Origin of the sequence: Serinibacter arcticus (assembly GCF_003121705.1) — a bacterium.
Classification (GTDB): domain Bacteria; phylum Actinomycetota; class Actinomycetes; order Actinomycetales; family Beutenbergiaceae; genus Litorihabitans.
Genome location: NZ_PYHR01000002.1, coordinates 3,524,904 through 3,550,310 on the forward strand (window position 1 = coordinate 3,524,904; position 25,407 = coordinate 3,550,310).

At 72.7% G+C, this 25,407-nt stretch carries 17 protein-coding genes and 2 pseudogenes; 8 read left to right on the forward strand and 11 right to left on the reverse strand.

The genetic code is table 11. The features are described 5' to 3' along the window. The first annotated feature begins 19 nt into the window (after positions 1-19). The 3 genes from C8046_RS15705 (at position 20) to C8046_RS15715 (ending at position 3,296) form a co-directional block, all read left to right on the forward strand. On the forward strand, positions 20-1,045 hold the full coding sequence (locus C8046_RS15705) for a LacI family DNA-binding transcriptional regulator (RefSeq protein ID WP_109230252.1): 1,026 nt from the start codon (positions 20-22) through the stop codon (positions 1,043-1,045). A gap of 116 nt (positions 1,046-1,161) precedes the next feature. Next, complete coding sequence (locus C8046_RS15710) at positions 1,162-2,322, forward strand: Gfo/Idh/MocA family protein (RefSeq protein WP_109230253.1); 1,161 nt, start codon at positions 1,162-1,164, stop codon at positions 2,320-2,322. A gap of 62 nt (positions 2,323-2,384) precedes the next feature. Continuing rightward, positions 2,385-3,296 (forward strand): sugar phosphate isomerase/epimerase family protein, encoded by a 912-nt coding sequence (locus tag C8046_RS15715; protein ID WP_109230986.1) that lies wholly within the window; start codon positions 2,385-2,387, stop codon positions 3,294-3,296. Positions 3,297-3,381: 85 nt separating this feature from the next. On the opposite strand, the gene C8046_RS15720 is transcribed toward C8046_RS15715, so the two are convergent. The 3 genes from C8046_RS15720 to C8046_RS15730 form a co-directional block, all read right to left on the reverse strand. Then, on the reverse strand, positions 3,382-5,496 hold the full coding sequence (locus C8046_RS15720; protein WP_109230254.1) for an FAD-binding protein: 2,115 nt from the start codon (positions 5,494-5,496) through the stop codon (positions 3,382-3,384). Positions 5,497-5,507: 11 nt separating this feature from the next. Next, a complete protein-coding gene (locus C8046_RS15725) occupies positions 5,508-6,320 on the reverse strand; it encodes a 3-ketoacyl-ACP reductase (protein WP_109230255.1) in 813 nt (270 codons plus the stop codon). Positions 6,321-6,441: 121 nt separating this feature from the next. After that, positions 6,442-7,452: a LacI family DNA-binding transcriptional regulator gene (locus tag C8046_RS15730; RefSeq protein ID WP_109230256.1), complete on the reverse strand. Its 1,011-nt coding sequence runs from the start codon at positions 7,450-7,452 to the stop codon at positions 6,442-6,444. Between the two features lie 235 nt (positions 7,453-7,687). On the opposite strand from C8046_RS15730, the gene rhaI reads away from it, so the two are divergent. From rhaI to C8046_RS15745, 3 genes are all read left to right on the forward strand, one after another. Next, positions 7,688-8,851, forward strand: coding sequence for an L-rhamnose isomerase (rhaI, locus tag C8046_RS15735; RefSeq protein ID WP_419183563.1), 1,164 nt, complete (start codon positions 7,688-7,690; stop codon positions 8,849-8,851). 98 nt (positions 8,852-8,949) lie between these two features. Continuing rightward, complete coding sequence (locus C8046_RS15740) at positions 8,950-11,010, forward strand: bifunctional aldolase/short-chain dehydrogenase (RefSeq protein WP_109230258.1); 2,061 nt, start codon at positions 8,950-8,952, stop codon at positions 11,008-11,010. Between the two features lie 22 nt (positions 11,011-11,032). After that, positions 11,033-12,490: a rhamnulokinase gene (locus C8046_RS15745; RefSeq protein WP_109230259.1), complete on the forward strand. Its 1,458-nt coding sequence runs from the start codon at positions 11,033-11,035 to the stop codon at positions 12,488-12,490. Positions 12,491-12,713: 223 nt separating this feature from the next. On the opposite strand, the gene C8046_RS15750 is transcribed toward C8046_RS15745, so the two are convergent. From C8046_RS15750 to C8046_RS15770, 5 genes are all read right to left on the reverse strand, one after another. After that, positions 12,714-13,925 carry an alpha-hydroxy acid oxidase gene (locus C8046_RS15750; protein ID WP_109230260.1) on the reverse strand — a complete coding sequence of 404 codons (1,212 nt, stop codon included), beginning with the start codon at positions 13,923-13,925 and terminating at the stop codon, positions 12,714-12,716. Positions 13,926-13,975: 50 nt separating this feature from the next. Continuing rightward, positions 13,976-15,133 (reverse strand): acyl-CoA dehydrogenase family protein, encoded by a 1,158-nt coding sequence (locus tag C8046_RS15755; protein WP_109230261.1) that lies wholly within the window; start codon positions 15,131-15,133, stop codon positions 13,976-13,978. Positions 15,134-15,577: 444 nt separating this feature from the next. After that, the gene (glpK, locus tag C8046_RS15760) at positions 15,578-17,092 is read right to left on the reverse strand and encodes a glycerol kinase GlpK (protein ID WP_235866477.1); all 1,515 of its coding nucleotides are present in this window, start codon (positions 17,090-17,092) and stop codon (positions 15,578-15,580) included. Positions 17,093-17,221: 129 nt separating this feature from the next. Beyond that, positions 17,222-17,971, reverse strand: a complete 750-nt coding sequence (locus C8046_RS15765) for an MIP/aquaporin family protein (protein ID WP_109230262.1) — start codon at positions 17,969-17,971, stop codon at positions 17,222-17,224. 132 nt (positions 17,972-18,103) lie between these two features. Next, positions 18,104-19,798, reverse strand: coding sequence for a glycerol-3-phosphate dehydrogenase/oxidase (locus C8046_RS15770; RefSeq protein ID WP_109230988.1), 1,695 nt, complete (start codon positions 19,796-19,798; stop codon positions 18,104-18,106). Between the two features lie 263 nt (positions 19,799-20,061). On the opposite strand from C8046_RS15770, the gene C8046_RS15775 reads away from it, so the two are divergent. Beyond that, positions 20,062-21,015, forward strand: coding sequence for a sugar-binding transcriptional regulator (locus C8046_RS15775; protein WP_109230263.1), 954 nt, complete (start codon positions 20,062-20,064; stop codon positions 21,013-21,015). 104 nt (positions 21,016-21,119) lie between these two features. Next, positions 21,120-21,616 (forward strand): annotated as a pseudogene (locus C8046_RS15780) (amino-acid N-acetyltransferase). 116 nt (positions 21,617-21,732) lie between these two features. Here C8046_RS15780 and C8046_RS15785 read toward each other — a convergent pair. The 3 genes and pseudogenes from C8046_RS15785 to C8046_RS15795 form a co-directional block, all read right to left on the reverse strand. Then, positions 21,733-22,386, reverse strand: coding sequence for a hypothetical protein (locus C8046_RS15785; RefSeq protein WP_109230264.1), 654 nt, complete (start codon positions 22,384-22,386; stop codon positions 21,733-21,735). Between the two features lie 115 nt (positions 22,387-22,501). After that, positions 22,502-24,334 carry an HNH endonuclease signature motif containing protein gene (locus C8046_RS19590; protein WP_268921377.1) on the reverse strand — a complete coding sequence of 611 codons (1,833 nt, stop codon included), beginning with the start codon at positions 24,332-24,334 and terminating at the stop codon, positions 22,502-22,504. A gap of 162 nt (positions 24,335-24,496) precedes the next feature. Beyond that, positions 24,497-25,380 (reverse strand): annotated as a pseudogene (locus C8046_RS15795) (A/G-specific adenine glycosylase). Positions 25,381-25,407: the final 27 nt, after the last annotated feature.

A 25,407-nucleotide genomic window follows, 5' to 3' on the forward strand; every position in this document is an offset into this window, starting at 1 on the left:
CGATGTCTAGGCTGCAGGCATGGCGGCGGACCGGGTGACCCTCAGCGACGTGGCGCGGGAGGCGGGCGTCTCGCTCGCGACGGCGTCCCGCGCGATCAACGGCAGCGCCGACCGGTCGGTGCGGCCCGAGCTCGTCGAGCGCGTCACGGCCGCCGCCGCCCGCCTGCGCTACAGCCCCGACGCCACCGCGCAGGCGATGGCCCGCGGACGCACGACGACCCTCGGCCTCCTCGTGCACGACATCGCCGACCCGTACTTCTCGGCCATCGCCGCGGCCGTCGTCGCCTCGGCCGAGACCGCCGGTCTCCAGGTCTCGCTGGCCACGACGCAGAACGATCCGGCGCGTGAGGTCCAGCTGGTCGACCTCATGCGACGGCAGCGCGCCCGCGCCGTCGTCATCGCCGGCGGCCGCTCGGCCGGGTCGAGCACGGAGGACCTCGCCGGCCAGCTGGCCGCGCTGCGGGCCCAGGGGGTCGGCGTCGCGGCGATCGGCCAGCCCGTGCCCGGGGTGCCGTCGGTCGCCGTCGACAACCTGGGCGGCTCGGCGTCGCTCGCCCGGGCGCTCCTCGCGCTCGGCTACCGGACGTTCGCGCTGCTCACCGGCCCGCGCCAGCGGACGACGGCGCAGGAGCGCTGCCGCGGATTCTCCGACGCCCTGGGGGCCGGTGGGGGCGTCGTCATCGCGCGCAGCGAGACCCCGTTCACGTGGGAGGGCGGCCACGCCGGGATGCTGCGGCTCATCGACGACGGCTCGCTGCACGGTGTCGACGCCGTCGTCGCGACCAACGACGTGATGGCGCTCGGCGCGCTCGCCGCCGCGCGCGAGCGCGGCCTGCGGGTCCCCGAGGACGTCGCGCTCACCGGGTTCGGCGGCATCTCGACGCTGCGCGACGTGGTGCCCGCCCTGACCACCGTCGCGGTGCCGATGGGCGAGCTCGGGGAGCGCGCGGTCCGCCTCGCGCTGACCGCGGAGGGGGACGTCGTGGAGTCGGTCGGGTGCGACGTGGTGGTCCGCGCGTCGACGCCGGATCTTCGCCGCCGCTAGCCCTTCTCGGCGCTGCGCTGAAGCGCTTTCCACACGGTTGACGGCTGGGGGCCTCGCCGCTAGGTTGGAAAGCGCTTCCCGGCACCTGGCCGGGTCCTCGTCGCAACGGAGCCCCGATGACAGCCACCCTGAGAATCGCCATGAACGGCATCACCGGCCGCATGGGCTACCGCCAGCACCTGCTGCGCTCGATCCTGCCCATCCGCGACGCCGGTGGCGTGACGCTCGCTGACGGTTCCCGCGTGCAGGTCGAACCGATCCTCGTCGGTCGCAACGCCGAGAAGGTCGAGGCCCTGGCGAAGCAGCACGACGTCGAGCACTGGTCCACCGACCTGGACGCCCTCATCGCCGACGACTCCGTCGACATCGTCTTCGACGCCTCGATGACCTCGCTGCGCTACGACACCCTCGCCAAGGCGATGCGCGCCGGCAAGCACATCTACACCGAGAAGCCGACGGCGGAGACGCTGGACGAGGCGATCGACCTCGCGCGGATCCGTCGCGAGACCGGCGTGACGGCCGGCGTCGTGCACGACAAGCTCTACCTGCCCGGGCTGGTGAAGCTGCGCCGGCTCGTTGACGAGGGCTTCTTCGGCCGGATCATCTCGCTGCGCGGCGAGTTCGGCTACTGGGTGTTCGAGGGTGACCTCCAGCCGGCCCAGCGCCCGTCGTGGAACTACCGCAAGCAGGACGGCGGCGGTATGACCACCGACATGTTCTGCCACTGGAACTACGTCCTCGAGGGCATCATCGGCCGCGTCGACACCGTCTCGAGCCAGACGATCACGCACATCCCGACCCGGTGGGACGAGCAGGGGGAGGCCTACGAGGCCACCGCCGACGACGCCGCGTACGGCGTCTTCCAGATGACGACGCCCGACGGCGACCCGGTCATCGCCCAGATCAACTCCTCCTGGGCCGTGCGGGTGCACCGAGACGAGCTGGTGGAGTTCCAGGTCGACGGGACCCACGGTTCCGCCGTCGCCGGACTGTTCGGCTGCGTCGCGCAGCAGCGCGGCAGCACGCCCAAGCCCGTGTGGAACCCCGACCTGCCGACGACGGAGAAGTTCCGCGACCAGTGGCTCGACGTGCCCGCGAACGCGGAGCTCGACAACGGCTTCAAGGCGCAGTGGGAGGAGTTCCTGCGCGACGTCGTCGCCGGGCGCGAGCACCGCTTCGACCTGCTCTCCGCCGCCCGGGGCGTCCAGCTGGCCGAGCTCGGTCTGCGCTCCTCGGACGAGGGCCGCCGCCTCGAGGTCCCGGAGATCTCGCTGTGAACGCCGCGTCGGCGCTCCACGAGGCGCTCGACGGCCGGAAGCCGGTCGGGTCGCCCGTCGAGGTGACGAGCGAGGCCAGGCCCGCCGACCTCGCTCGTCTGTCCCTCAACACCGCCACCACCAAGCACCTCACGCTCGCGGAGGCGGCCGAGGTCGCCGCTCGGGCGGGTCTGAGCGCCATCGGCCCGTGGCGGGACCGCGTGCAGGAGGTCGGTGCCGACCGCGCCGCCCAGATCCTCGCCGACTTCGGCCTGCGGGCCTCCTCGCTGTGCCGGGGCGGTTTCCTCACGGCGGCCGACGCCGAGGGCCGACGCACCGCGCTGGACGACAACAGGCGGGCGATCGAGGAGGCGGCCACGATCGGCACGTCCGAGCTGATCATGGTGGTCGGCGGGCTGCCGGCCTCCCGCGTCCCCGGCGGCGCCGCCGAGCCGTACGCGAGCGGCGACGGCGTCGACCCCGGTCGCGACCTCGGTGCGGCCAGGGACCGGGTCGCCGACCGCATCGGCGAGCTCGTGCCGTTCGCTGCCTCGCACGGCGTCCGGCTCGTCCTCGAGCCGCTGCACCCGATCTTCGCGGCCGACCGCGCCGTCATCTCGACGTTGGGCCAGGCCCTCAGCATCGCCGAGGCGTTCGAGGCCGCGGTCGTCGGCGTCGTCGTCGACACCTACCACGTGTGGTGGGACCCGGACCTGCAGCGGCAGATCGCCCGCGCCGGCCTGGAGCGGCGCATCGCCTCCTACCAGGTGTGCGACTGGACGCTCCCGCTCGCGGCCGACCCGCTGCTCTCGCGCGGCCACGTCGGGGACGGCTTCATCGACTTCGCCACCATCACCTCCTGGATCGCGCAGACCCGCTACCGCGGCGACATCGAGGTGGAGATCTTCAACGACGACGTCTGGAACGCCCCGGCGGACGAGACCCTGTCGACGATGGTGGACCGCTACCGCCGCCACGTGGCCCCGCACCTGTAGCGGTCCAACCCCTGCCGAGAACGCCTGAGGCTGCCGTATCGCACCAGATACGGCAGCCTCGGGCGTTCTCAGCGGGCCTCGTGGGTCAGTAGACGTTCCCGTTGTCGCGGAAGGCCCGCCAGACGTTCTCGAAGAAGTCGTCGTCCTCGGGCAGCGGGCGGCGCGGGCGCCACCGGAAGGACGCCTCGCCGTCGTCCAGCGCGGCCTCCTGGACCTCGGAGTCCAGCGCCCCGCCGTCGAGCGCGAACCGGAAGATCTCGGGCAGGTCGAGCGCCTGCCCCGCCCCCTCGCCCCAGCTCGCGACGGGCAGGTCGCCGCCGGCGTCGGTGTAGAGCACCGACCCCCGCGAGCGGCCGCCGTGGTCGACGTAGTCCTGCATCGCCGACAGGTACACGTAGGCGGAGGTGAGCGTGTCCCGCACGAGGAACGTGCGGTTGACGGACTGCCGCGAGGACGCCGACGCCGTCACGATCCCCTCGTAGTCGGCGAGCCACGCGGTGACCTGCGTCAGCGCCTCGCCGATCGAGGCGGCGCTGCGGACGGGACCGGCCTTCTCGCTCATGAGGGCCTGGAGGTCGCGCAGCAGCTCGTGCACGTTCTCCGGCTCGCCCGCGGCCGCGCGGGCGGTGGCGCCGGCGACGAGCGCACGCGCGTCGGCGAGCACCGGGGCGGCCGCGACGGCGAAGGCCGCGTCCTCGAGCACGCTCACGTGCTCGGGGCCGCGCCGCGCCGCGATGAACTGCGCCGCCCGCGTCGCGCCGACCTGACCGGAGTTCAGCGCCGCGCCGCCGGGGCGGTAGACGCCGTGCGCGCCGCCCGCCTCGCCGACCGGGAACAGACCGGCCACGTTGGACTGCCACCACGCGTCGACCACGAGGCCACCGTTGTTGTGCTGCGCGCAGACGTCGACCTCGAGGAGATCCTTGGTCAGGTCCACGTACGGGTTTCGGTCGAGGTAGAACTGGTAGGCGGGCTCGTTCATGGTCCGCAGGCGCTCGATCGGGGTGCCGGTGAGGGCGCCCGCGCGCTCGAGGTAGTCGTACGCCTCGGGGGACAGCGCGCTGGGGTCGAAGGTGTCCTGCACCGGGTTGCGGGTGAAGTCGAGGAACACGGTCCGCCCGCGCAGCACCGTCTCGCGGTAGACGAGCAGGTCGATGAGGCTCGAGCCGTCGCGCGCCTTGCGGATGTCGAACGGCCACTGGTAGCCCTTGAGGAACACGAGACTCATGAGCGCGCCGTAGTCGTCGATCATTTCGGTGAGGAACTCGCGCTCGTCACCCCCCTCGGCGTCGAAGGAGACGAAGCGCGGGATCACCTGCATGTAGGTGCCGGACACGTTCCACCGCGGCTTGGTGGAGGCCAGCCCGAACTGCCACTCGGTGAGGTTCTTGCCGTGCACGCCCGCGCGGTAGGCGGCGCCCGACGCGCCCCACTGGCCGTTCGGGAAGACGCGCGTGCGGTACATGCCGGCGGGGCCGCCGGTGGCGTAGACGAGGTTGCTGCACCGCAGCAGGAGGTAGGGGGAGGCGGGCGCCGCGCCGTCGCCGTCGTGCGTCTCCGTCTCCTGCGCGGGGGACGGCACGTGCGGCACGTCCGTCCGCAGCACGAGCAGGCCCGCGACCGCGCGGGTGCCGTCGGCCGCGGTGGTGGTGACGACGTCGACGACACGGCACTCGTCGAGGATCAGGGTGCCGTCGCGCTGCACCTTCTTCTCCAGCTGCGTGACCATCGAGCGGCTCGTGTACGGGCCGACGGACGTGGCGCGACGGCGGGGGTCGTGGTCGGTCTTGTAGCCGATGAACTCCCCGTACCGGTTCTGCGGGAACGGCACGCCGAGGTCGACGAGGTGGAGGAAGCCGCGGGCGGACAGCGCCGCCTCCGCGAGGGCGTTGTCGCCGTCCATCGCGCCGCCGGAGAAAAGGGTCTCGGCCATCTCGCGCACGGAGTCGTCGTCACCGCCGGAGAGCGTCAGCTTGTAGTAGGTCTGCTTGTCGCTCCCGGCGTTCCGGCTCGCGCCGGCACCGATCTTGTCGGCGACCATGACGATCGTCCCGCCGCCGAGGTCGTGCAGGCGGTCGGCGGCGCAGTAGCCGGCCGACCCGGTGCCGACGACGACGGTGTCGGCGGTGAGGACGGGGACGTCGAGGCCGTCGATCACCAGGGGAGCGGGCTGGGTGTTCCGGGCGGGCTGCGTGGTCACGGTGGCTCCCCTCAGAGCGTCGGGATGTGGAGGCCGCCGTCGACGTTGAAGATCTCGCCGGTGGAGTACGGGGTCTGGCCGGACGCGAGCAGGGAGACGGCGCCCGCGACGTCGGCCGGCCGGCCCCAGCGCGCGATCGGCACGTTCCCGGCGGCGAAGAAGGCGTCGTACTTGCTCGTCACGCCGGCGGTCATGTCGGTGGCGATGATGCCGGGGCGGACCTCGTAGACCACGACCCCCTCGCTCGCGAGCCGGGCCGCGAACAGCTGCGTCGCCATCCCGACGCCCGCCTTGGACAGGCAGTAGTCGCCGCGGTTCACGCTCACGGTGACGGCCGACGTCGAGGAGACGTTGACGATCGTGGCGACGGGGCGCACCGGGGGCTCGGGCAGCGCCTCGAGCGGGCCGCGCAGCGCGAGCACGCGGTTGGCGAACGCCTGCGTGAGGAAGTACGGACCGCGCAGGTTGATGCCGATGACGCGGTCGAAGCTCTCGGGCGTGGCCTCGAGGATGTCGGCGCGCACGCTCGGGGCGACGCCGGCGTTGTTGACCAGGAGGTCGAGCCGGCCCCAGGCGTCCACGGCGTCGTCGAGGTAGCGGGCGTGGTCGGCAGGATCGGCCACGGACCCCTGCAGGTAGCGCACGCGCCCCGGCTCACCCGCGATTCCGTCGAGCCGCGCCACGAGGCCCTCGGGCTCCTCCCGGGTGGCGAGGATCGCGACGGCGAACCCGTCGGCGAGCAGTCGTTCCGTGATCCCGAGGCCGATGCCTCGGCTCCCTCCCGTCACCAGGGCGACGGGGACGGCTGCCGGCTCGAGAGTCATGGATGTCCTTCGTTGGATGGCTTGTCATCGTTGACGGTAAGCGCTATCCAAACACGCTCCGGGGGTCATGTCCACCGCCGTCCGGCGGAGCGGCGGCCGTCATCTCGAGCGATGAGGGGGCTCAGCCGGCGGCGACGGACGAGGCGCGGACCACCAGCTCGGGCGAGAAGCGCACCTGCGCCAGGCTCTCGGGCTGCGGCCGGAGCAGCAGATCGGCGGCGGACCAGCCGATCTGGTGCGTCGGTTGCCGGATCGTGGTGAGCGGCACCATGAGCATGCTCGCGAAGCCGATGTCGTCGTAGCCGACCACGGGGATCCGTTGCGGCACCTCGACGCCGGCCCGCAGCAGTGTGCGCAGCACGCCGAGGGCGACGAGGTCGTTGACGCAGAACACGGCGTCCGGCCTCTCCGACCTGGGCAGGGCGAGCAGCGCGTGGGCGGCCGCCTCGCCGGCATCGGCGTTCAGGGCGGGCAGGACCCGCTCGGTCAGCACCTCGTCGGGGTTGAGGCCGGCGTCCACCACCGCGCGCCGGGCGCCGGTGAGCCGGTCGAGGCACTGCCGGATGGTGCTCGGCCCGTTGAGGAATGTGATCCGGCGACGGCCGAGGTCCAGGAGGTGGGCGACGGCGAGGTGGCCGCCGTGGGCGTCGTCGACGGAGACGCCGGGGAAGGCCGAGTCGCCGTCGGAGTCCATGAGGACCACGCGCGTGCCGCGGTCACGGACGGCGGCGAGCTCGGAGTGGTCGGTCCCGACCGGGGTGACGAGGATCCCGCGCACCTCGTGCTGCTCGTACATCCGCAGGAAGTGCGTCTCGCGGGCCGGGTCGTCGTCGGTCGAGGACACCATCAGGGCCAGGGACTCTTCGGCCAGGCGGTCCTCGATGCCGCGCATCACGGACGTGAAGAACGGGTTGGCGAGGTCGAGCACGATCGCCCCGACGCTCTGCGCGACCCCCGCTCGCAGCTGCCTGGCCGAGGCGCTGGGCACGAAGCCCAGGTCGGCGATGGCCTTCTCCACCCGCGCCCTCGTGGGGCCGGAGACCCGGTCCGGCCGGTTGAGAACGTTCGAGACGGTGCCGACGGACACCCCGGCCACGGAGGCGACGTCGGTGACGGACGGGCGCTGCCGCATCGCGGTGTCCTTCGCTCGGTGGGCACTCCCGCACGGGGGTGTTTGACGGTCGCTGAATCGTTACATACGCTCGTGCTGTGAATCGTTTCATCACGGTGGTTCACCGGTCGAGGATCGAGCGGGGTGACGACGCCTCGCCCGTCGACCGGCCCTGACGACAGGCCCTGACGACGACCGTCCGGCCGGCTGCGCGATGGACCGCTCCACCCCAGGCACCCTCAGGAAGGACGCAGTCGTGACCATCGAAGCCGTGAAGCGGGCACTCCTCGCGCAGACCGTCGAGGTCCCCTCGTGGGCCTACGGCAACTCCGGCACCCGGTTCAAGGTGTTCACCACTCCCGGGACGCCGCGCGACCCGTGGGAGAAGATCGCCGACGCCGCCCAGGTCAACGCCTTCACCGGGGCGGCCCCGCGGGTGTCGCTGCACGTGCCGTGGGACGAGGTCGAGGACTACGACGCTCTCGCCACCCACGCCCGCGACCTCGGGGTGCGGATCGGGACGATCAACTCCAACGTCTTCCAGGACGACGACTACCGCCTGGGCTCGCTCGCCAACCCCGACCCCGCCGTGCGCGCCAAGGCCGTCGCCCATCACCTCGACTGCCTCGAGGTGATGCGAGCCGTCGGCAGCACCGACCTGAAGATCTGGCTCGCCGACGGCACCAACTACCCGGGCCAGGACTCCATCCGGGCGCGCCAGGACCGGATCGCGGACGGCCTCGCGGAGATCTACGCGGCCCTGCGGCCCGACGAGCGGATCCTGCTGGAGTACAAGTTCTTCGAGCCGTTCTTCTACACCACCGACGTGCCGGACTGGGGCACGTCGCTCGTGCACTGCCTCGCGCTCGGCGACCAGGCCCAGGTGGTGCTCGACACCGGCCACCACGCCCCCGGCACCAACATCGAGTTCATCGTGGCGCAGCTGCTGCGCCTGGGACGCCTGGGCGCCTTCGACTTCAACTCGCGGTTCTACGCGGACGACGACCTCATCGTCGGCGCGGCCGACCCGTTCCAGCTGTTCCGGATCATGCACGAGATCGTCGGGGCGGGGGCCCTGGACCCGGCGCTCGGCGTCAACTTCATGCTCGACCAGTGCCACAACATCGAGGAGAAGATCCCCGGCCAGATCCGGTCGATCACGAACGTCCAGGAGGCGACGGCCAAGGCGCTGCTGGTGGACGCCGACGCCCTCGACGTCGCCCAGCGGTCGGGCGACGTGCTCGGCGCCAACGACGTGCTGATGGACGCGTACAACACCGACGTCCGCCCGCTCCTGGCCCAGGTGCGCCAGGAGCAGGGGCTCGACCCGCACCCCCTGCGGGCCTTCGCCGCCAGTGGCTACGCCGACCGCGTCGCGGCCGAGCGCGTCGGCGGCACCCAGGCCGGCTGGGGCGCCTGACTCCGTCCCTCGCGCCGGCCGCACGACCCCGAGCGCCCGCCCCACCCGCCCCACCCCGACCCACCCCGACCCACCCCGACCCACGACAGAGGGACGCCATGACCAGCACGAACCCCGCCGCCGCGGACCTGATCGCCCGCTCCAACCGCCTGGGCAGCGACCCGCGCGTGACCAACTACGCCGGCGGCAACACGTCAGCGAAGGGCAGCGCCACCGACCCCGTCACCGGCGAGGACGTCGAGCTGCTCTGGGTCAAGGGGTCGGGAGGAGACCTCGGCACGCTGCAGGAGAAGAACCTCGCGGTGCTCCGGCTCGACCGCCTACGCGCGCTGCCGGGCGTCTACCCGGGGCTCGAGCGCGAGGACGAGATGGTCGCCGCGTTCGACTACTGCCTGCACGGCAAGGGCGGCGCGGCGCCGTCGATCGACACGGCGATGCACGCCCTCGTCGACGCCGCCCACGTCGACCACCTGCACCCCGACTCCGGGATCGCGATCGCCACCGCGGCCGACGGCGAGCGCCTCACCGCCGAGATCTTCGGCGACGCGGTCGTGTGGGTGCCGTGGCGCCGTCCGGGCTTCCAGCTCGGGCTGGACATCGCCGCGATCAAGGAGGCCAACCCGCAGGCGATCGGCTGCATCCTCGGCGGGCACGGGATCACGGCCTGGGGGGCCACGTCGGCGGAGGCCGAGGAGCGCTCGCTGGAGATCATCGCGCGCGCCGAGCAGTTCATCGCGACGGCGACGGCGGAGCTCGCCGCCCGCGGCGAGCACCCGTTCGGCGCCGAGCGCCCCGGCTTCGCCCCGCTCGAGCCGGAGGCACGCCGGGACCGCGCCGCCGCCCTGGCCCCGGTGATCCGGGGCATCGCCTCCGCCGACCGCCCGCAGGTCGGGCACTTCACGGACGCCGACGTCGTGCTCGACCTGCTCGCCCGCGAGCGGCTCGCGGAGCTCGCCGCGCTCGGCACCTCCTGCCCCGACCACTTCCTGCGCACCAAGGTCAAGCCGCTCGTGCTCGACCTCCCGGCCGACGCCCCGCTCGAGGACGCCGTCGCGCGGCTCGCCGAGCTGCACGCCGCCTACCGCGAGGACTACGCCGGCTACTACGACCGCAACGCCGAGCCGGACTCGCCCGCGATGCGCGGCGCCGACCCGGCGATCGTGCTGGTGCCCGGCGTCGGGATGTTCTCCTTCGGCAAGGACAAGCAGACGGCCCGCGTGGCGGGGGAGTTCTACGTCAACGCGATCAACGTCATGCGCGGCGCCGAGGCGATCTCGACCTACGCCCCCATCGACGAGCGCGAGAAGTTCCGGATCGAGTACTGGGCGCTCGAGGAGGCCAAGCTGCAGCGGATGCCGGCGCCGAAGCTCCTCGCCACGCGCATCGCGCTCGTGACGGGGGCGGCGTCCGGCATCGGACGAGCGATCGCCGAGCGGCTCGCGGCCGAGGGCGCGTGCGTCGTCATCGCCGACCTCGATCTCGCCAAGGCGCGGGCGGCCGCGGCCGAGATCGGCGGCACCGACGTCGCCGTCGGGATCGCGGTGGACGTCACCTCGGAGGAGGCGGTCGTCGCCGCGCTGCGCGAGACCGTCCTCGCCTTCGGCGGGGTCGACCTCGTCGTCAACAACGCGGGGCTGTCGATCTCCAAGCCGCTGCTGGAGACGTCGACGCGGGACTGGGACCTCCAGCACGACGTCATGGCGCGCGGGTCGTTCCTCGTGGCCCGCGAGGCGGCGCGCGCGATGATCGCCCAGGGCCTGGGCGGCGACGTCGTCTACATCGCCTCGAAGAACTCGCTGTTCGCCGGGCCCAACAACATTGCATACTCGGCGACCAAGGCCGATCAGGCCCACCAGGTCCGCCTGCTGGCCGCCGAGCTCGGCGAGCACGGCATCCGCGTCAACGGCATCAACCCCGACGGCGTGGTCCGCGGCTCGGGGATCTTCGCCGGCGGCTGGGGTGCCAAGCGCGCCGCGGTCTACGGCGTCAGCGAGGACGACCTCGGTGCGTACTACGCCCAGCGCACGCTCCTGAAGAAGGAGGTGCTGCCGGAGCACGTCGCGGCCGCCGTCGTCGCCCTCACGGGGCCCGACCTGGTCCAGACGACGGGGCTGCACGTGCCCGTCGACTCCGGGGTGGCCGCCGCCTTCCTGCGGTGAGCCGGACGGGACAGGTGCGCGCGTGACCACCCCCACCACCGGCCGGGAGGCCGGTCGCGACGACGGGCGTCCGCCGTCGTTCGCCGCCGTCGACCTCGGGGCGACCTCCGGGCGGGTGATCGTCGGCTCGGTGGTCGGCGAGCCCGGTGCGGAGCGGATCGACCTGGTCGAGGTCGCACGGTTTCCCAACGAGCCGGTTCGGCACGGCGACCGGCTCGTCTGGGACCTGCCCGCGCTGTGGGACGGAGTGGTCCACGGGCTGGCGGAGGCCGCCGCACGGTTCGGCCCGCTGGCCGGGATCGGGGTCGACTCCTGGGCCGTGGACTACGCCCTGGTGGACGACTCCGGCGCGGTGCTCTCCCCGCCCGTGCACTACCGCGACCCGCGCACCGAGGGGATGGCCGACCGTGCCGACGCGCTGGTGCCTCCCGAGCGGCGGTACGCCGTCACCGGGCTGCAGCGCCAGCCGTTCACGACCGCCCACCAGCTGCTCGCGGAGGACGGCGATCTGCTCGAGGCCGCCCACCGGCTGCTGCTCGTGCCCGATCTGCTGGGCGCGCGGCTGACGGGCCAGGTGCGGGCCGAGATCACGAACGCCTCCACGACGGGGCTGCTCGACGCTCGACGGCGCACCTGGTCGGCCGAGCTGGTTGACGGCCTCGGCCTCCCGCGGCGGCTGCTGCCCGACCTGATCGAGCCCGGGGAGCGGCTCGGGCGGGTGCGGGCCGAGCACGGCGTGCTCGCCGGGACACCGGTGTGGACGGTCGGGTCGCACGACACGGCCTCCGCCGTCGTCGCCGTACCGCTCGGCGCTGGAGCGTCGGTGGGCGACGGCGTGGCGGCGTACGTCTCGTGCGGCACCTGGTCGCTCGTCGGCCTCGAGCTCGGCGAGCCCGTCCTGACCGAGGCCTCGCGCGAGGCCAACCTGACGAACGAGGCCGGGGTCGACGGGACCGTCCGCTACCTCGCGAACGTCATGGGGCTGTGGGTGCTGAGCGAGACGCTTCGGACGTGGGCCGCGCGGGGCACGGAGGTCGCGCTCGCCGATGCGCTCGCGGCCGCGCGCGAGGTTCCGTTGCGACGCACGCTGATCGACATCGACGACGCCTCGCTGCTGCCGCCCGGCGACATGCCCGCGCGCCTCACGCAGCTCGCACGTGCCGCCGGCCAGCCGGTGCCGGAGAGCGTGGGCGAGGTCGTCCGCTGCATCCTCGACTCGCTCGCCCTGGCCTACCGCCGCAGCGTGCGGACGGCGGCGCGGCTGGCCGGGGTGGAGGTCACCGTCGTCCACATCGTCGGAGGCGGGGTGCACAACTCCGACCTGTGCCACCTGACGGCCGACGCGACCGGACTACCGGTCGTGGCCGGTCCGGCGGAGGGCGCCGCGCTCGGCAACGTCCTCGTGCAGGCCCGCGCGGCGGGGGTGCTCGCGGGGGACTGGACGCGCTGCGACGCGTCGTCGCGGCGTCCTGCGAGCTGACGGTGCACGAGCCCGACGTCGCTGAGGCCGCGGCCTGGGACGCCGTGGATCCGGTCGGCTGACCCACGCTGTCGGACCGGTCGGCTGACCCACGCGGTCGGACCGGTCGGCTGACCCACGCGGTCGGACCGGTCGGCTGACCGGACGCGGGACGCGCTCCCGGGTCCGTGGCCGGGCGGGGCGCGGCACTCGCTCCCGCCCGCCCCGCCCCCCGACCTCCTGGCTAGGGCAGCCGCACGTGCCGCGGTCCGAGCTCCCCGACGGAGCTCACCCCGAGCAGCTTCATCGTGCGCCGGATCTCGCCCTCGAGGATGTCGACGGCGCGTTCCACGCCGCGCTCGCCGCCGGCCATAAGGCCGTAGAGGTAGGCACGGCCCACCATCGTCGCGTGCGCTCCGAGCGCGAGGGCAGCGACGACGTCGCCGCCCGAGGTGATGCCGGTGTCGACCCACACCTCCGTGGCGTCGCCGATCGCCTCGCGGACGTCGGGGACGAGGCGGAGCGGCACCGGTGCGCGGTCGAGCTGGCGACCGCCGTGGTTGGACAGCACGACGGCGTCGGCGCCCGCCGCGCTGACGCGGCGCGCGTCGTCGAGGGTCTGGATCCCCTTGATGACGAGCGGGCCGTCCCAGCTCGCGCGCAGCCACTCGAGGTCGGCCATCGTCATGGTGGGGTCGAACAGCGAGTCGAGCAGCTCTCCGACGGTCCCGTCCCACTGGTCCAGGGAGGCGAACTCCAGCGACGGCGTCGTCACGAGGTCGATCCACCAGGTCGGGTGCATCGCACCGTCGAGGATCGTCCTGACCGACAGCTGCGGTGGGATCGAGAAGCCGTTGCGGCTGTCGCGGAGCCGGGCGCCCGCGACGGGCACGTCGACGGTCAGCTGCAGCGCCTCGTAGCCCGCGGCCTTCGCCCGCGCCATCAGGTCCTCGGCGCGCGAGCGGTCGCGCCACACGTAGAGCTGGAACCACTTGCGGGCCTTCGGGCCGGCGGCGGCGACGTCCTCGATCGAGGTGGTCCCCATCGTCGACAGCGCGTACGGCACGCCGCGGCGCTCCGCCACGCGGACGACGGCGGACTCGCCCTCGGTGTGCATCATCCGGGTGAATCCGGTCGGCGCGAACGAGAAGGGGAGGGCGGCCGGGCGTCCGAGCATCGAGGTCGTCGTGTCGACGGCCGAGACGTCCTGCAGGATCGACGGCTGGAACTCGAGGCCGCGGAAGGTGTTCCGCGCCCGGCGCAGGGAGATCTCGGACTCGGCGGCGCCGTCGGTGTAGTCGAACACCGAGCGCGGGGTGCGACGGGCCGCGAGCGTGCGGAGGTCGGCGATCGTGAGCGCCTTCGCCAGCCGACGGCGCGTGCCGTCGGGGTCGAACGGGCGCAGTCGGATGAGCTGGGCGAGCTCGACGACGTCGGGGATCTGACGCTGGACCACGGCTTGCCTCCTGGGGCTGAGTGTCGGAGTCACCCTAACGTTAGAACGTTTCAATCTCGACGGGTCGGCGGTCCCAGGATCGACGAGGCGATCGTCGCGTGGGCCGACTCCTCGTCGCTCGGGTGGAAGATCCCGGCCAGCACGTCGCGGTAGAGCCGGTTGATCTCGTTGCCCGTGCTGTAGCCGGCGCCGCCGCTGACGCGCAGCACCAGGTCGACGACGGCGCGCGCGTCCTCGATCGCCCGCACCTTGAGCCCGACGAGCTGCGCGAACCAGCGGGCGCCGTGGTCGGCGCGCTCGTCGACGTCGCGGGCGAGCGCGAGCACCTGCAGGCGGGCACCGTCGTGCCGCATCGCCGCCTCGGCCACCTTCCAGCGGATGTCGGGGTCGTCGGCGTACGGGGCGCCGTCGTTCTTCCGCGAGCGACGGCGGTGGGCCGCCTCGGCACCGAGCTCGACGGCGCGGCCCGCCAGGCCGGTGTAGACGGCCGCGAGCAGCACCTCGAAGGTCGCGAACAGCGCGAACATGAACGGGTCGGCGTTCGGGCCGGGCGGGAACGACCGATAGGTGCGGGTGACGGGGGAGTGCGCGCCGTCGAGCACGGTGCTGGCCGACTGCGTCGCACGCATGCCGAGGGTGTCCCAGTCGTCCCGCGTGCTGGTGCCGGCGCGCTCGACGACACCGTGCACGAGGCGGGGGTCGTCCGGGTCGGAGTCGTCGCGACCGAACGTCGCCAGGCGCGTCCACACGGGCGACAGCGAGGTGAAGATCTTCGTGCCGTGGAAGCGGTAGCCGCCCTCGCCGTCGGGCACGGCGCGCGTCACCGAGTCGAACATGACGAGGTCGTTGCCGGCCTCGGAGTTGCCGAACGCGTAGATCTCGTCGGCCGCGGCGTCGCGCAGCACGAACTCCACCGACTCGTCGCCGTCGGCGACCAGGCGCGCGGCGAGGCCGGTGACGACGAGGTGCATGTTGACGGCGAGCGCGGTCGCCGGGGCGGCGGCCGCCAGGCGGGTCTGCTCGCGCGCGACCTCCTCCAGGCTCAGCCCGGACCCGCCGAGCCGCTCGGGCACGAAGGCGCGCAGGTAGCCCAGCTCGACCAGGTCGGCGAGGTCCGCGTGCGGGAACGTGTTCTCGGCGTCGTGGGTCGCGGCGCGGCCGTGGATGCGCTCGAGGACCTCGTCGGTGAGGAGGGTGCGTGCCGTCATGACCTCAGCCTGCCACCAGGGTCCGACAACGAGCCCCGGCGGATCGGAGGGGCGGCGACAGGGTCCGCAGACGTCCGTGGCCGGCCTGCAGGGGGACTGCGGCCGGCCACGCTCGTGCCCGCGACGTTGAGGACGCGAACAACGTAGCCCACGCTCCGTGACGCACCTCACCTGGGAACGTTCACGCGGGCTTTCGATATCGGTTCGTTACCCGCCCGTGCGACCGTCGCCCGGTCGGTGTCCGATCGGGGGTCCGAGTGGCTCCGTCCCGGGTCCGAGTCGGTCCGGGGAGGTCCGGGTCGGTCCGTCGCTGCCTGACCGTGCCCGGGTCCGCGTGCGGCACCGGTGGCCGGGAGGCGGCGCCGTCGGGAAGGACGAGCGACCGCGCCCGGGAACGACGAACGGCGGCCGCCCACCGGGCGGCCGCCGTCGCAGGCGTGCGGACTACTCGACGTCGTCGTCGACCCAGTCGAGGGTCTTGGTGACGGCCTTCTTCCAGTTGCGCATCAGGCGGCCGCGCTCGGACTCCTCCATGGAGGGGGTCCAGCGCTTGTCCTCGGCCCAGTTGTCGATGACGTCCTGCTCGCCCTGCCAGAACCCGACGGCGATGCCGGCCGCGTAGGCGGCGCCGAGCGCCGTCGTCTCGGCGACCTTCGGGCGGACGACGTCGACGCCGAGCAGGTCGGCCTGGAACTGCATGAGGACGTCGTTGGCGACCATGCCGCCGTCGACCTTGAGCTCGGTGAGGTTGACGCCGGAGTCGGCGTTCATGGCCTCGAGCACCTCGGCCGTCTGGAAGGCCGTGGCCTCCAGCGCGGCGCGGGCGATGTGGCCGATGTTGACGTAGCGGGTGAGGCCGACCAGGGCGCCGCGGGCGTCGCTGCGCCAGTGCGGGGCGAACAGACCCGAGAACGCGGGCACGAAGTACGCGCCGCCGTTGTCGTCGACCGTCGCCGCGAGCTTCTCGATCTCGGGGGCGGAGGAGATGACCTTGAGGTTGTCGCGCAGCCACTGCACGAGCGAGCCGGAGACGGCGATCGAACCCTCGAGGGCGTACACGGCCGGCTGCTCGCCGATCTTGTAGCAGACGGTGGTGAGCAGGCCGTTCTCGCTCGGGACGATCTCCGTGCCGGTGTTGATCAGCATGAAGTTGCCGGTGCCGTAGGTGTTCTTGGCCATGCCGACCTCGAAGCAGGCCTGGCCGAAGGTGGCCGCCTGCTGGTCGCCGAGGATGCCGGCGATCGGGACGCCGGCGAGCAGGCCACCCTCGCGGTCGTTGCCGTAGACCTCGGAGGAGGAGCGGATCTCCGGGAGCATCGAGAGCGGGATCCCCATGTCGGACGCGATCTCCTCGTTCCAGGAGAGCGTGTCCAGGTTCATCAGGAGCGTGCGCGAGGCGTTGGTGACGTCGGTGACGTGCACGCCACCGTCGGGGCCGCCGGTCATGTTCCACAGCACCCAGGTGTCGATGGTGCCGGCCAGCAGGTCGCCGGCCTCGGCCTTCTCGCGTGCCCCCTCGACGTTCTCGAGGATCCAGGCGATCTTCGGACCGGCGAAGTAGGTGGCCAGCGGCAGGCCGACCTTGGCCTTGTACCTGTCGGCACCGACGTCGCCCGCGAGACGGTCGCAGATTTTCTGCGTGCGCGTGTCCTGCCAGACGATGGCGTTGTAGACGGCCTCGCCGGTGTTCTTGTCCCACACGACGGCGGTCTCGCGCTGGTTCGTGATGCCGATGGCGGCGATGTTCTTGGCCTGCACGCTGGCGCGGCCGAGGGCCTGGCCGACGACGTCGCGGACGTTGGTCCAGATCTCGGCGGGGTCGTGCTCGACCCAGCCGGCCTTCGGGAAGATCTGCTCGTGCTCCTTCTGGCCGGTGGCGACGATGCTTCCGGACTTGTCGAAGATGATCGCGCGGGAGCTGGTGGTTCCCTGGTCGATGGCGAGGACGTAGTCGGCCACGATGATTCCCTTCACTTCATTGTGTGTGCGGTGGTGGTGCATGTGCTCGAGGTACGGGTGGTGCGCGACGGCGGTGGCGGGCCGAGGGAGTCGGCCCACCTCCGCCGTCGTGACGGGGGATCGGGTCGGTCAGATGACGGTGAGCGCGCCGCCGACCAGACCGGCCAACGCGCCGCCGACCAGCGGGCCGGCGATCGGGACCCAGGAGTAGCCCCAGTCGGACGAGCCCTTGCCCTTGATCGGGAGCAGGGCGTGGACGATGCGCGGACCGAGGTCGCGGGCGGGGTTGATGGCGTAGCCGGTCGGACCACCGAGGCTGGCGCCGATACCGACCACCACGAGGGCGACGGCGAGCGGACCGATGGCGGTCGGCGTGGGGCCGAAGTGGATGATCGTGAAGACCAGCACGAACGTGGCGATGACCTCGGTGACGAAGTTGCGACCGAGCGAGCGGATCGCGGGTCCGGTGGCGAAGACGCCGAGCTTGGCGCCCGGGTCCTCCTCGGCGTCGAAGTGGTCCTTGTAGATGACCCAGACCAGGAAGGCGCCGATGATGGCGCCGACCAGCTGGGCGGCGATGTAGATGAGGGCGTTGCCCGCGTTGGCGGCGATCGGGTCGAGGCCCAGGTCGGCGTTGCCGGCGAAGAAGTCGCCACCGCTGGTCCACAGACCGACGGTCACGGCGGGGTTCAGGTGGGCGCCGGAGCGGAAGGCGGCGTACACGCCGGTGAAGACCGCGAGGCCCCAACCGAAGTTGATCAGCAGCCAGCCGCCGCCGAAGCCCTTGGTGCCCTTGAGGATGACGTTGGCGACGACGCCACCGCCGAGCAGGATGAGCAGTGCGGTCCCGATGAGTTCGGGCACGAAGATGTTGCTCACGGACAACCTCTCTTCACTTCGTTGTGACGATGACGCGGGTGCGTCACGTGGGACTGATTGTGATGGCGATCCCCCGCGGCCGCATGGGCGGCGCGCGGGTTCACGTCATCGGGTGATCACGAGGATCGACCGCTACTGACCGGCGACGGTGTGCAGCGGCTGCATGGGGGCGATGTCGTCGGCGGCTCGACGGGCGAGCTCGGCCTCCTCGTCGGTGGTGGTGCGGGCGGCGGCGTCCGTCGCCTCGCACCGGGCGATCCACGAGGCCTTCTCCGCAGCGACCTTCGCGTCGTCCCAGCCGAGGACCGGGGCGATGATCGCGGCGATCTCGTCGAGCGCGGCGCGGCCGGCGTCGGCGATCTCGTACGACAGACGGGTGCGGTGCAGGAGGACGTCCTCGAGGTGGAGCACCTGCTCGTGCGTCGCCGCGAAGTGGATCTCGGCGCGCAGGTAGGCGGGTGCGTGCTCGAGCGGACGGGCGAGGTCGGGCTGCTCCTCGATCGCGGCCATGAGGTCCCGGACCCCGGAGCCGTAGCGGTGGAGCAGGTGGTCGATCATCGCGGTGCTCCAGCCGAAGCGACGCTCGAGACGGGAGGTCTGGCGCTTCATCGCCTGGAGTCCGACGGCGCCCAGGAGCGGGATCCGGTCGGTGATCGAGGGCAGGGTGCGGGCGCGGTCGCCGAGGGCGAAGTCGACGGCGTCCTTGGCCATCACGCGGTAGGTCGTGAGCTTGCCGCCGGCGATCGCCACGAGGCCGGGGGCCGGGGAGGCGACGGTGTGCTCGCGCGAGACCTTGGCCGAGGAGGTGCCCTCCTTGGTGCCGGGCTGGAGCAGCGGTCGCAGGCCGGCCCAGGTGCCGATGACGTCGTCGCGGGTGATCGGCTCGGCGAGCACCGCGTTGGCGTGCTCGATCACGTAGTCGATGTCCGTGGCGGTGGCGACGGGGTGGACCGGGTCCTGCTCGTAGGGCGTGTCGGTCGTGCCGATGACCCAGTAGCGCGACCACGGGATCACGAAGAGGACGCTCTTCTCGGTCTGGAGGATCAGGCCGACCTCGCCGCGGATCCGCTCGCGGGGCACGACGATGTGGATGCCCTTCGACGCGAGGACCTTGAGACCGCCGTCGGTCTCGGCGAGCGACTCGGTGTCCTCGGTCCAGACGCCGGTGGCGTTGATGACGTTCGTGGCCTTCACCGTGCGCTGCTCGCCGGTCTCCAGGTCGCGGATGACGGCGCCGTTGATGCGGCCGAGGCCGCTCTTGGTGAGCTCGACGAGCTGGGTGCGCGGGGCCACGAGGGCGCCGTAGGCAGCGGCCGTCCGGACGACGGTGAGGACGAGGCGGGCGTCGTCGACCGAGGCGTCCCAGTACTTGATGGCGCCGAGGGCCGCGTCGTCGCTCAGGTCGGGGAACGCGCGGTGGAGCGCCTTCTTCGACAGGTGGCGGTGGAACGGCATCGCGCGGCCCTTGCGGCTGCCGATCGTGGCGAGCACGTCGTACAGGGCGATGCCGGCACCGACGTACGGGCGCTCGTAGTGCTTGACGACCGGGTAGAGGAACGGCACGGGCTTGACCAGGTGGGGGGCGATCTCCTTGATCAGGAGGTCGCGCTCGGTGAGCGCCTCGTGCACGAGGGAGAAGTCGAGCATCTGCAGGTAGCGCAGGCCGCCGTGGACGAGCTTGCTCGACCGGCTGGACGTGCCGCTGGCCCAGTCCTGGGCCTCGATGATGCCGGTGCGCAGGCCGCGCGTCGCGGCGTCGAGCGCGATCCCGGCCCCGGTGACACCGCCGCCGATGACGAGGACGTCGAGGCCGGCGTCGTCGCTCATCGCGTCGAGGGCCTCGGTGCGGGTCTGGGGAGTGATCGCGGTGGTCACAGTTCCTCCTGTGCCTGGGCTGGCGGGCCGTCGGTCGACGGACTCGTTCCAGGCCGGCTCCTGAGGTGGTGCACCCGGGGGTGGGCCACCCCTGCCATCGGTGCAGGATCACTGCGCCTCTGCGGTCCGGGCGCCGGCCCGGACACCCACCATGGCGCTCTCGGGCACATCTGCGCAACACTGGTGCACGAACGTGCAACGAGGGGAGTGGAGCCGTGGACGGTCGTGACGAGCTCATGCACGAGGCCGCCACCATGTACTACCTGCAGGACGCGACCATGGAGACGATCGGCCGGCAGCTCGGGATGTCCCGGTCCGGTGTGAGCAGGCTCCTGAAGACGGCGCGCGAGCGCGGGATGGTCCAGGTCCAGGTCCGGCCCCCGGGGGCGGGCGGAGCGGTGGCGCGACGGGTCGAGCGGCTGTTCCCCGTGCGTGCGCACGTGGTGCCGGTGCGGAGCCCCCTGACGGAGGACGTCCGGCTCGACCACGTCGCGCGGTACGCGGCCCAGCTGCTGCTGGGGTGGTTCGGGCACGGGATGACGCTCGGGCTCGCGTGGGGGACGACCGTGGCGGCGGTCTCCGCGCACCTGACGCACACGCCGATCCGCGAGGCGACGGTGGTGCAGCTCAACGGGGCGGCCAACACGTCGTCGTCGGGGCTGTCCTACGGCACCGACCTCGTGACGCAGTTCGCGCAGGCGTTCGACGCCGTGCCCGAGCACTTCCCGGTCCCCGCCTTCTTCGACTACGCCGCGACCCGGGAGCTCATGTGGCGCGAGCGCAGCGTGCGGCACGTGCTGAGCGTCCAGGCCAGGGCCGACCTGGCCGTGTTCGGCGTCGGCGCGCTCGTCGCGCCCGTGCCCTCGCACGTCTACACGTCGGGATACCTCGAGCCGGACGATCGGTCGGCGCTCGCGGCCGACGGCGTGGTCGGGGACGTCTGCACCGTCTTCCTGCGGGAGAACGGGTCCTGGGAGGACGTGGCGATCAACGCCAGGGCCTCGGGGCCGACGCCGCGGCAGCTGCAGGCGATCCACCGCCGGGTCTGCGTGGTGGCGGGGGAGGCGAAGGTGGTCCCTCTGCGCGCGGCCCTGCGGGCGGGCACGGTGACCGATCTCGTGATCGACGAGCCGACGGCGAACGCGCTCGTCCGTGGCACCATTCCGTGATGAGCACCGAGACCGAGTCGGGCGACGCGTCGCCGTCGCCGTCCGCTGCGGCTGGATCCGGGGACGCGGAGCGTGGTCGTCGCGGCCGTGCCGGCCACGACGGCGTGACGGTGCGCCGCGCCGTCGCCGCCGACGCCCGGGTGATCCGCGATCTCGTGACGCCGTACGCCGAACGCCGGATCCTGCTCGCCAAGGAGCTGGTCGGGTACTACGAGTCGGTCCAGGAGTTCGTGGTCGCGGTGGCGCCGGACGGCGAGGTGATCGGCTGCGGCGCGCTGCACGTGATGTGGCGGGACCTCGGTGAGGTTCGCACGCTCGCGGTCCGCGAGGACTGGCTGCACCGAGGGATCGGCCGGCTGATGCTCGCCGGCCTGCTGGACCGGGGCGGGAGCTCGGGCTCGAGCGCGTGTTCTGCCTGACGTTCGAGGTCGACTTCTTCGCGGGGTGTGGCTTCGCGCCTCTCGAGGGCGAGGCCGTGGCGCCGGAGGTCTTCGCCGAGCTGCTGCGATCGCACGACGACGGCGTGGCCGAGTTCCTGGACCTCGCGCACGTGAAGCAGAACACGCTGGGCAACACCCGGATGATCATCACGCTCGACTGAGCGGAGGTGGTGTCGCGACGGGGGCCGCAGGTCCGGAGCTGGCGGGTGGGGCTGGCGGGTGGGGCCGGCGGGTGGGGCCGGCGGGTGGGGCCGAAGGCGCGCCCGAGGCCTGTGGGTCAGGCGGTCGGCGGAGTACTGCGCTCGGCGGATGACGACGTTCCGGAGGCAGGAGCGGCGGGGCCGGGAGAGTTCGGCTCGGGGATGACCAGCCCACGAACGACGGGCTCGGGACTGTGGGGTTCGTGAGCGTCCGGGCCGTGGGTGACAGGCCCAAGGACGGTGGGGTGCGCCGGGCGCGGGCGCAGCAGGCGCGACCGCACCAGACCGATGATGAAGGCCACCTGGCAGGCGACGATCGCGCCGAGCACGGCGGACAGCGTGGCTCCCGGGCGGACGACGATCCAGACGGCGACGCCGACGATGCAGCCCGCGAGCAGGAACCGCGCGCACAGCCCCAGCGCCCGGCCGAGGCCGAGCACGTTGCGGGCGGGGTCGGAGACCCGACGACGCAGCAGCTGCACCAGCGACCAGACGGCCAGTGCCGTGCCGACGAGGGCGACGAGCTGGCCCACCATCAGCACCGAGATGCCGGGGACGACGACGTCAGCACCCGCTCCGCCGTTCTCCACCTGCGCCATGCTCGCGGCGCCGGCCCCGACGAGGCCGATCCCCACGGCGGTCGCCGCCATGGCGACGACGGTCCGGGTGATCGCCTTGACGGCCAGGCCGGTGGCGACGTCCGGGTCGGAGGCAGGCGGCGTCTCTGTCACGTGTCCACGGTAGTTCGCGACGGCGCCCGGGGCCGGGATGTCGGCCGCGACGAGCGGGAGCAGTTCAGTCGCACGGTCTCGTCCGGGGGTGTCTTGCCGCGCCGGCCGGCTCGCATCATCCGGTGAGGTGGGTGGTGCGTGGGGTGGTGCCGGTGTGCATGGGGTTGGTGGTGAGGGTGGGCAGGGTGCTCCACGGTGGGCGGAAGTGGATGCCGGTGGGGGTGTGGGTGAGGGTCCAGTTGGTGGTGTGGATGAGGTGGTGGTGGGCGGGGCAGAGGAGGAGTGAGTTGTCGGTGCTGGTGGTGCCGCCGGTGAGCCAGCTGATGATGTGGTGGGCTTCGCACCAGGTGGCGGGGATGGTGCAGCCGGGGAAGGTGCAGCCGTGGTCGCGGGCGATGAGGGCGCGTCGCATCCAGGCGGGGACGAGGCGGTGGTGGTGGCCGACGTCCAGGAGTCGTCCGTCGGTGCCTAGGACGATGGGGATGAGGTCGGCGTCGCAGGCCAGTCGTCTGACGGTGTGGATGGGGACGGGTCCGGCGTGTGGGAGCAGGGCGATGCCGCCGGTGGGTTGGAACGGTTGGGCCAGTCCTGGTGGGTTCGTTGTCCCGGGTGAGGGTGGGGCCTGACTGCAGGCGCAGGCCGTGATCGGGACCGGTGTCACGCCGCCGGCACCGGGGCCAGGACCGGGGCCGGTACCGAGACCGCTACCAGGGGTGGTGTGGGTGGTGGCGTTGTGGTCGAGGCTGGTGAGGAGGTCGTTGAGCTGCATGGTGACCAGGACCTGGGGTGGGAGTCCGGCGATCTGGGGTAGGTCACCCACGCGGAGGGCGGCGCCGGCGGCGGCCATGAGGGCGTCGAGCATCTTGCGGGCTCGGGAGCGGGTGTCGGCCCGCATCGCCTCCGCCTCGGCCTCCGAGACCGGGCCGGTTGCGGCCGCTGCGCTGTCCGGGCCGCCGGCATCGTCCGCGATCCCACCGTCAGAACTGTCGGCACCAGCGTCGGGACGGGCGTCATCGGCGTCGCCGCTCACGGCGCTGGCGGTGGTGCGGGGGTTGGTGCCGGTGTCGAGGATGGTCTGGAGGATCTCGCGTTGGGTCTGGTCGACCACGAGGCGGTAGGAGGTCAGGCCGTCGTGGGTGGGTCCTTGGTACAGGCCTTGACGCAGGTCGCTCTCGCGGGGAGCGGGTCCGTCGGGGTCCAGCAGGGCGATGGCCCGATCGGCCAGGACTCCTATCGCGTCCGGGTCCAGCTCTACCGCTTCTTCGGCCAGGGTCTGCTCGACCTGACCGGCCAGCTCAGGACCGACCAGCGGCCGGACCCGTTTCACGGCCCGGATCACGTGCCGGGCACTGTCACCACTGATGGAGGCGATAACGTCTCCGAGGTGTTCCAGGGGTGGGGGGACCATCTCGCCGGTGACCATCTGGCGGGGCAGGACACGGTGGGCCAGCGCGATGCGTCGTCCGGCCTCGGCCGCGGAGATCCGCAACCGGACCCGGAGCAGGTCCTTGGCCCGACGAAAGGGTGACCCGCCCGCCGGCGGACGCGGCGCGCACCCGCTCACCGGCTCGACCGTCGCGGTCTCGTCGGTGGGCTCGTTGCGGTTCATGGTGCCGGCGTGGTCGACCAGGACCAGGTCGCGCATCGGGGCGGGTGCTGCCTCATCGACCGCGCGGGCGGTGATCAGGCGCAGCAGGTCGATCTCGCGGCCGGTGACCTCGACCCGTTCAGCCAGCTCCAGCGCCGGTTCCCGCTCCAGCCCCGCCAGCTCGTTGGTCAGGGCCGTCCTGGCCCGGGTCAGGATCGCCAGCGCCTGCGTCAGCAGGACCGTTGCCGAGGTTGCCGCCGGGTCCGGGCCGTCGGGGCCGGGGCCCTCAGCACTGTTCTGGTTGGTGGCAGCACCCAGGCTGGAGCGGGTGCTCGGGTCGAGGACGGGGTGCTGGGCCATGACCCATTCTCTCGCACGCACGTTCGACAAACAAGGGACCGTGTGCACAGATTGATCCCCAGGGCGTCAAACGCCCTCCCGTCCACAGGCAACCCGACCCCGCCCACGCACCACCCACCTGGGGACAGCTTTGGACCAGGCACGACCCCAACAGCACGCGGCTCAACCGCCGAGGCGGTACTCGCCGTCGCGCTCCGAGACCAGCCCGTCGACCACGAGCGACGCCAGAGCACGCAGCGCCTGCTCGTCGCCGCACTCCGCGACGACCAACGCCTGCTCGGTCGTCAGCGTGGCACCGTCCATTCGCAGCGCGCCCATGAGCCGTCCGCGGACCTGTCGGTCCGTGCCGTGCCAGGCCTGCGTCCGGCGCGAGCTCGCATGCTCGTCCGAGGGGTAGCCCGCCGATCGCCACGCGCACAGGTCCCGCACCGGGCACGCGTCGCAGTGCGGCGATCGAGCGGTGCACACGAGGGCCCCGAGCTCCATGACGGCGACGTTCCAGCGCGCGGAGGCGGCGACGTCGTCGGGCAGCAGCGTCGCCGCGCGGCCGTGCTCGCCGCGCGTGAGGTGGGGCCGGGGGAGAGCGACGCCGTCGACCAGCCGGCCCAGCACCCGCCGGACGTTCGTGTCCAGGACGACGGCTCGTCGTCCGAAGGCGAACGCCTGCACGGCCGCGGCCGTGTACTCACCGATCCCCGGGAGCGCGAGGAGGTCGGCCTCGGCGGAGGGGACCACGCCGTCGTGCCTCGCGGTGATCGCCGCCGCACACTCCCGCAGCCGCAGCGCGCGTCGCGGGTAGCCCAGGCGCCCCAGGCGCGCAGCACCTCCTCGACGGGCGCGGCCGCGAGGTCGGCCGGCGTGGGCCAGCGCTCGAGCCAGTCGCGCCACGGACCCTCGACGCGCGCGACCGGCGTCTGCTGCAGCATCACCTCGCTGACGAGGACACCCCACGGCGTCGCGTCGGCGGCACGCCACGGGAGGTCGCGGGCGTGCTCGTCGAACCAGGGGAGCAGGCGGCCGTGCAGGGTCGCGGGTGCGGTGGTCATCGCCCACGAGTCTGCCGTCCCGCGAGG

What these genes read in the sequence shown, in the direction of transcription:
- C8046_RS15705 (WP_109230252.1), top strand. Translation starts at nt 20, where the DNA reads ATGGCGGCGGACCGGGTGACCCTCAGCGACGTGGCGCGGGAGGCGGGC.
- C8046_RS15710 (WP_109230253.1), top strand. Translation starts at nt 1,162, where the DNA reads ATGACAGCCACCCTGAGAATCGCCATGAACGGCATCACCGGCCGCATG.
- C8046_RS15725 (WP_109230255.1), bottom strand. Translation starts at nt 6,320, where the DNA reads ATGACTCTCGAGCCGGCAGCCGTCCCCGTCGCCCTGGTGACGGGAGGG.
- C8046_RS15730 (WP_109230256.1), bottom strand. Translation starts at nt 7,452, where the DNA reads ATGCGGCAGCGCCCGTCCGTCACCGACGTCGCCTCCGTGGCCGGGGTG.
- C8046_RS15740 (WP_109230258.1), top strand. Translation starts at nt 8,950, where the DNA reads ATGACCAGCACGAACCCCGCCGCCGCGGACCTGATCGCCCGCTCCAAC.
- C8046_RS15755 (WP_109230261.1), bottom strand. Translation starts at nt 15,133, where the DNA reads ATGACGGCACGCACCCTCCTCACCGACGAGGTCCTCGAGCGCATCCAC.
- C8046_RS15770 (WP_109230988.1), bottom strand. Translation starts at nt 19,798, where the DNA reads ATGAGCGACGACGCCGGCCTCGACGTCCTCGTCATCGGCGGCGGTGTC.
- C8046_RS19590 (WP_268921377.1), bottom strand. Translation starts at nt 24,334, where the DNA reads ATGGCCCAGCACCCCGTCCTCGACCCGAGCACCCGCTCCAGCCTGGGT.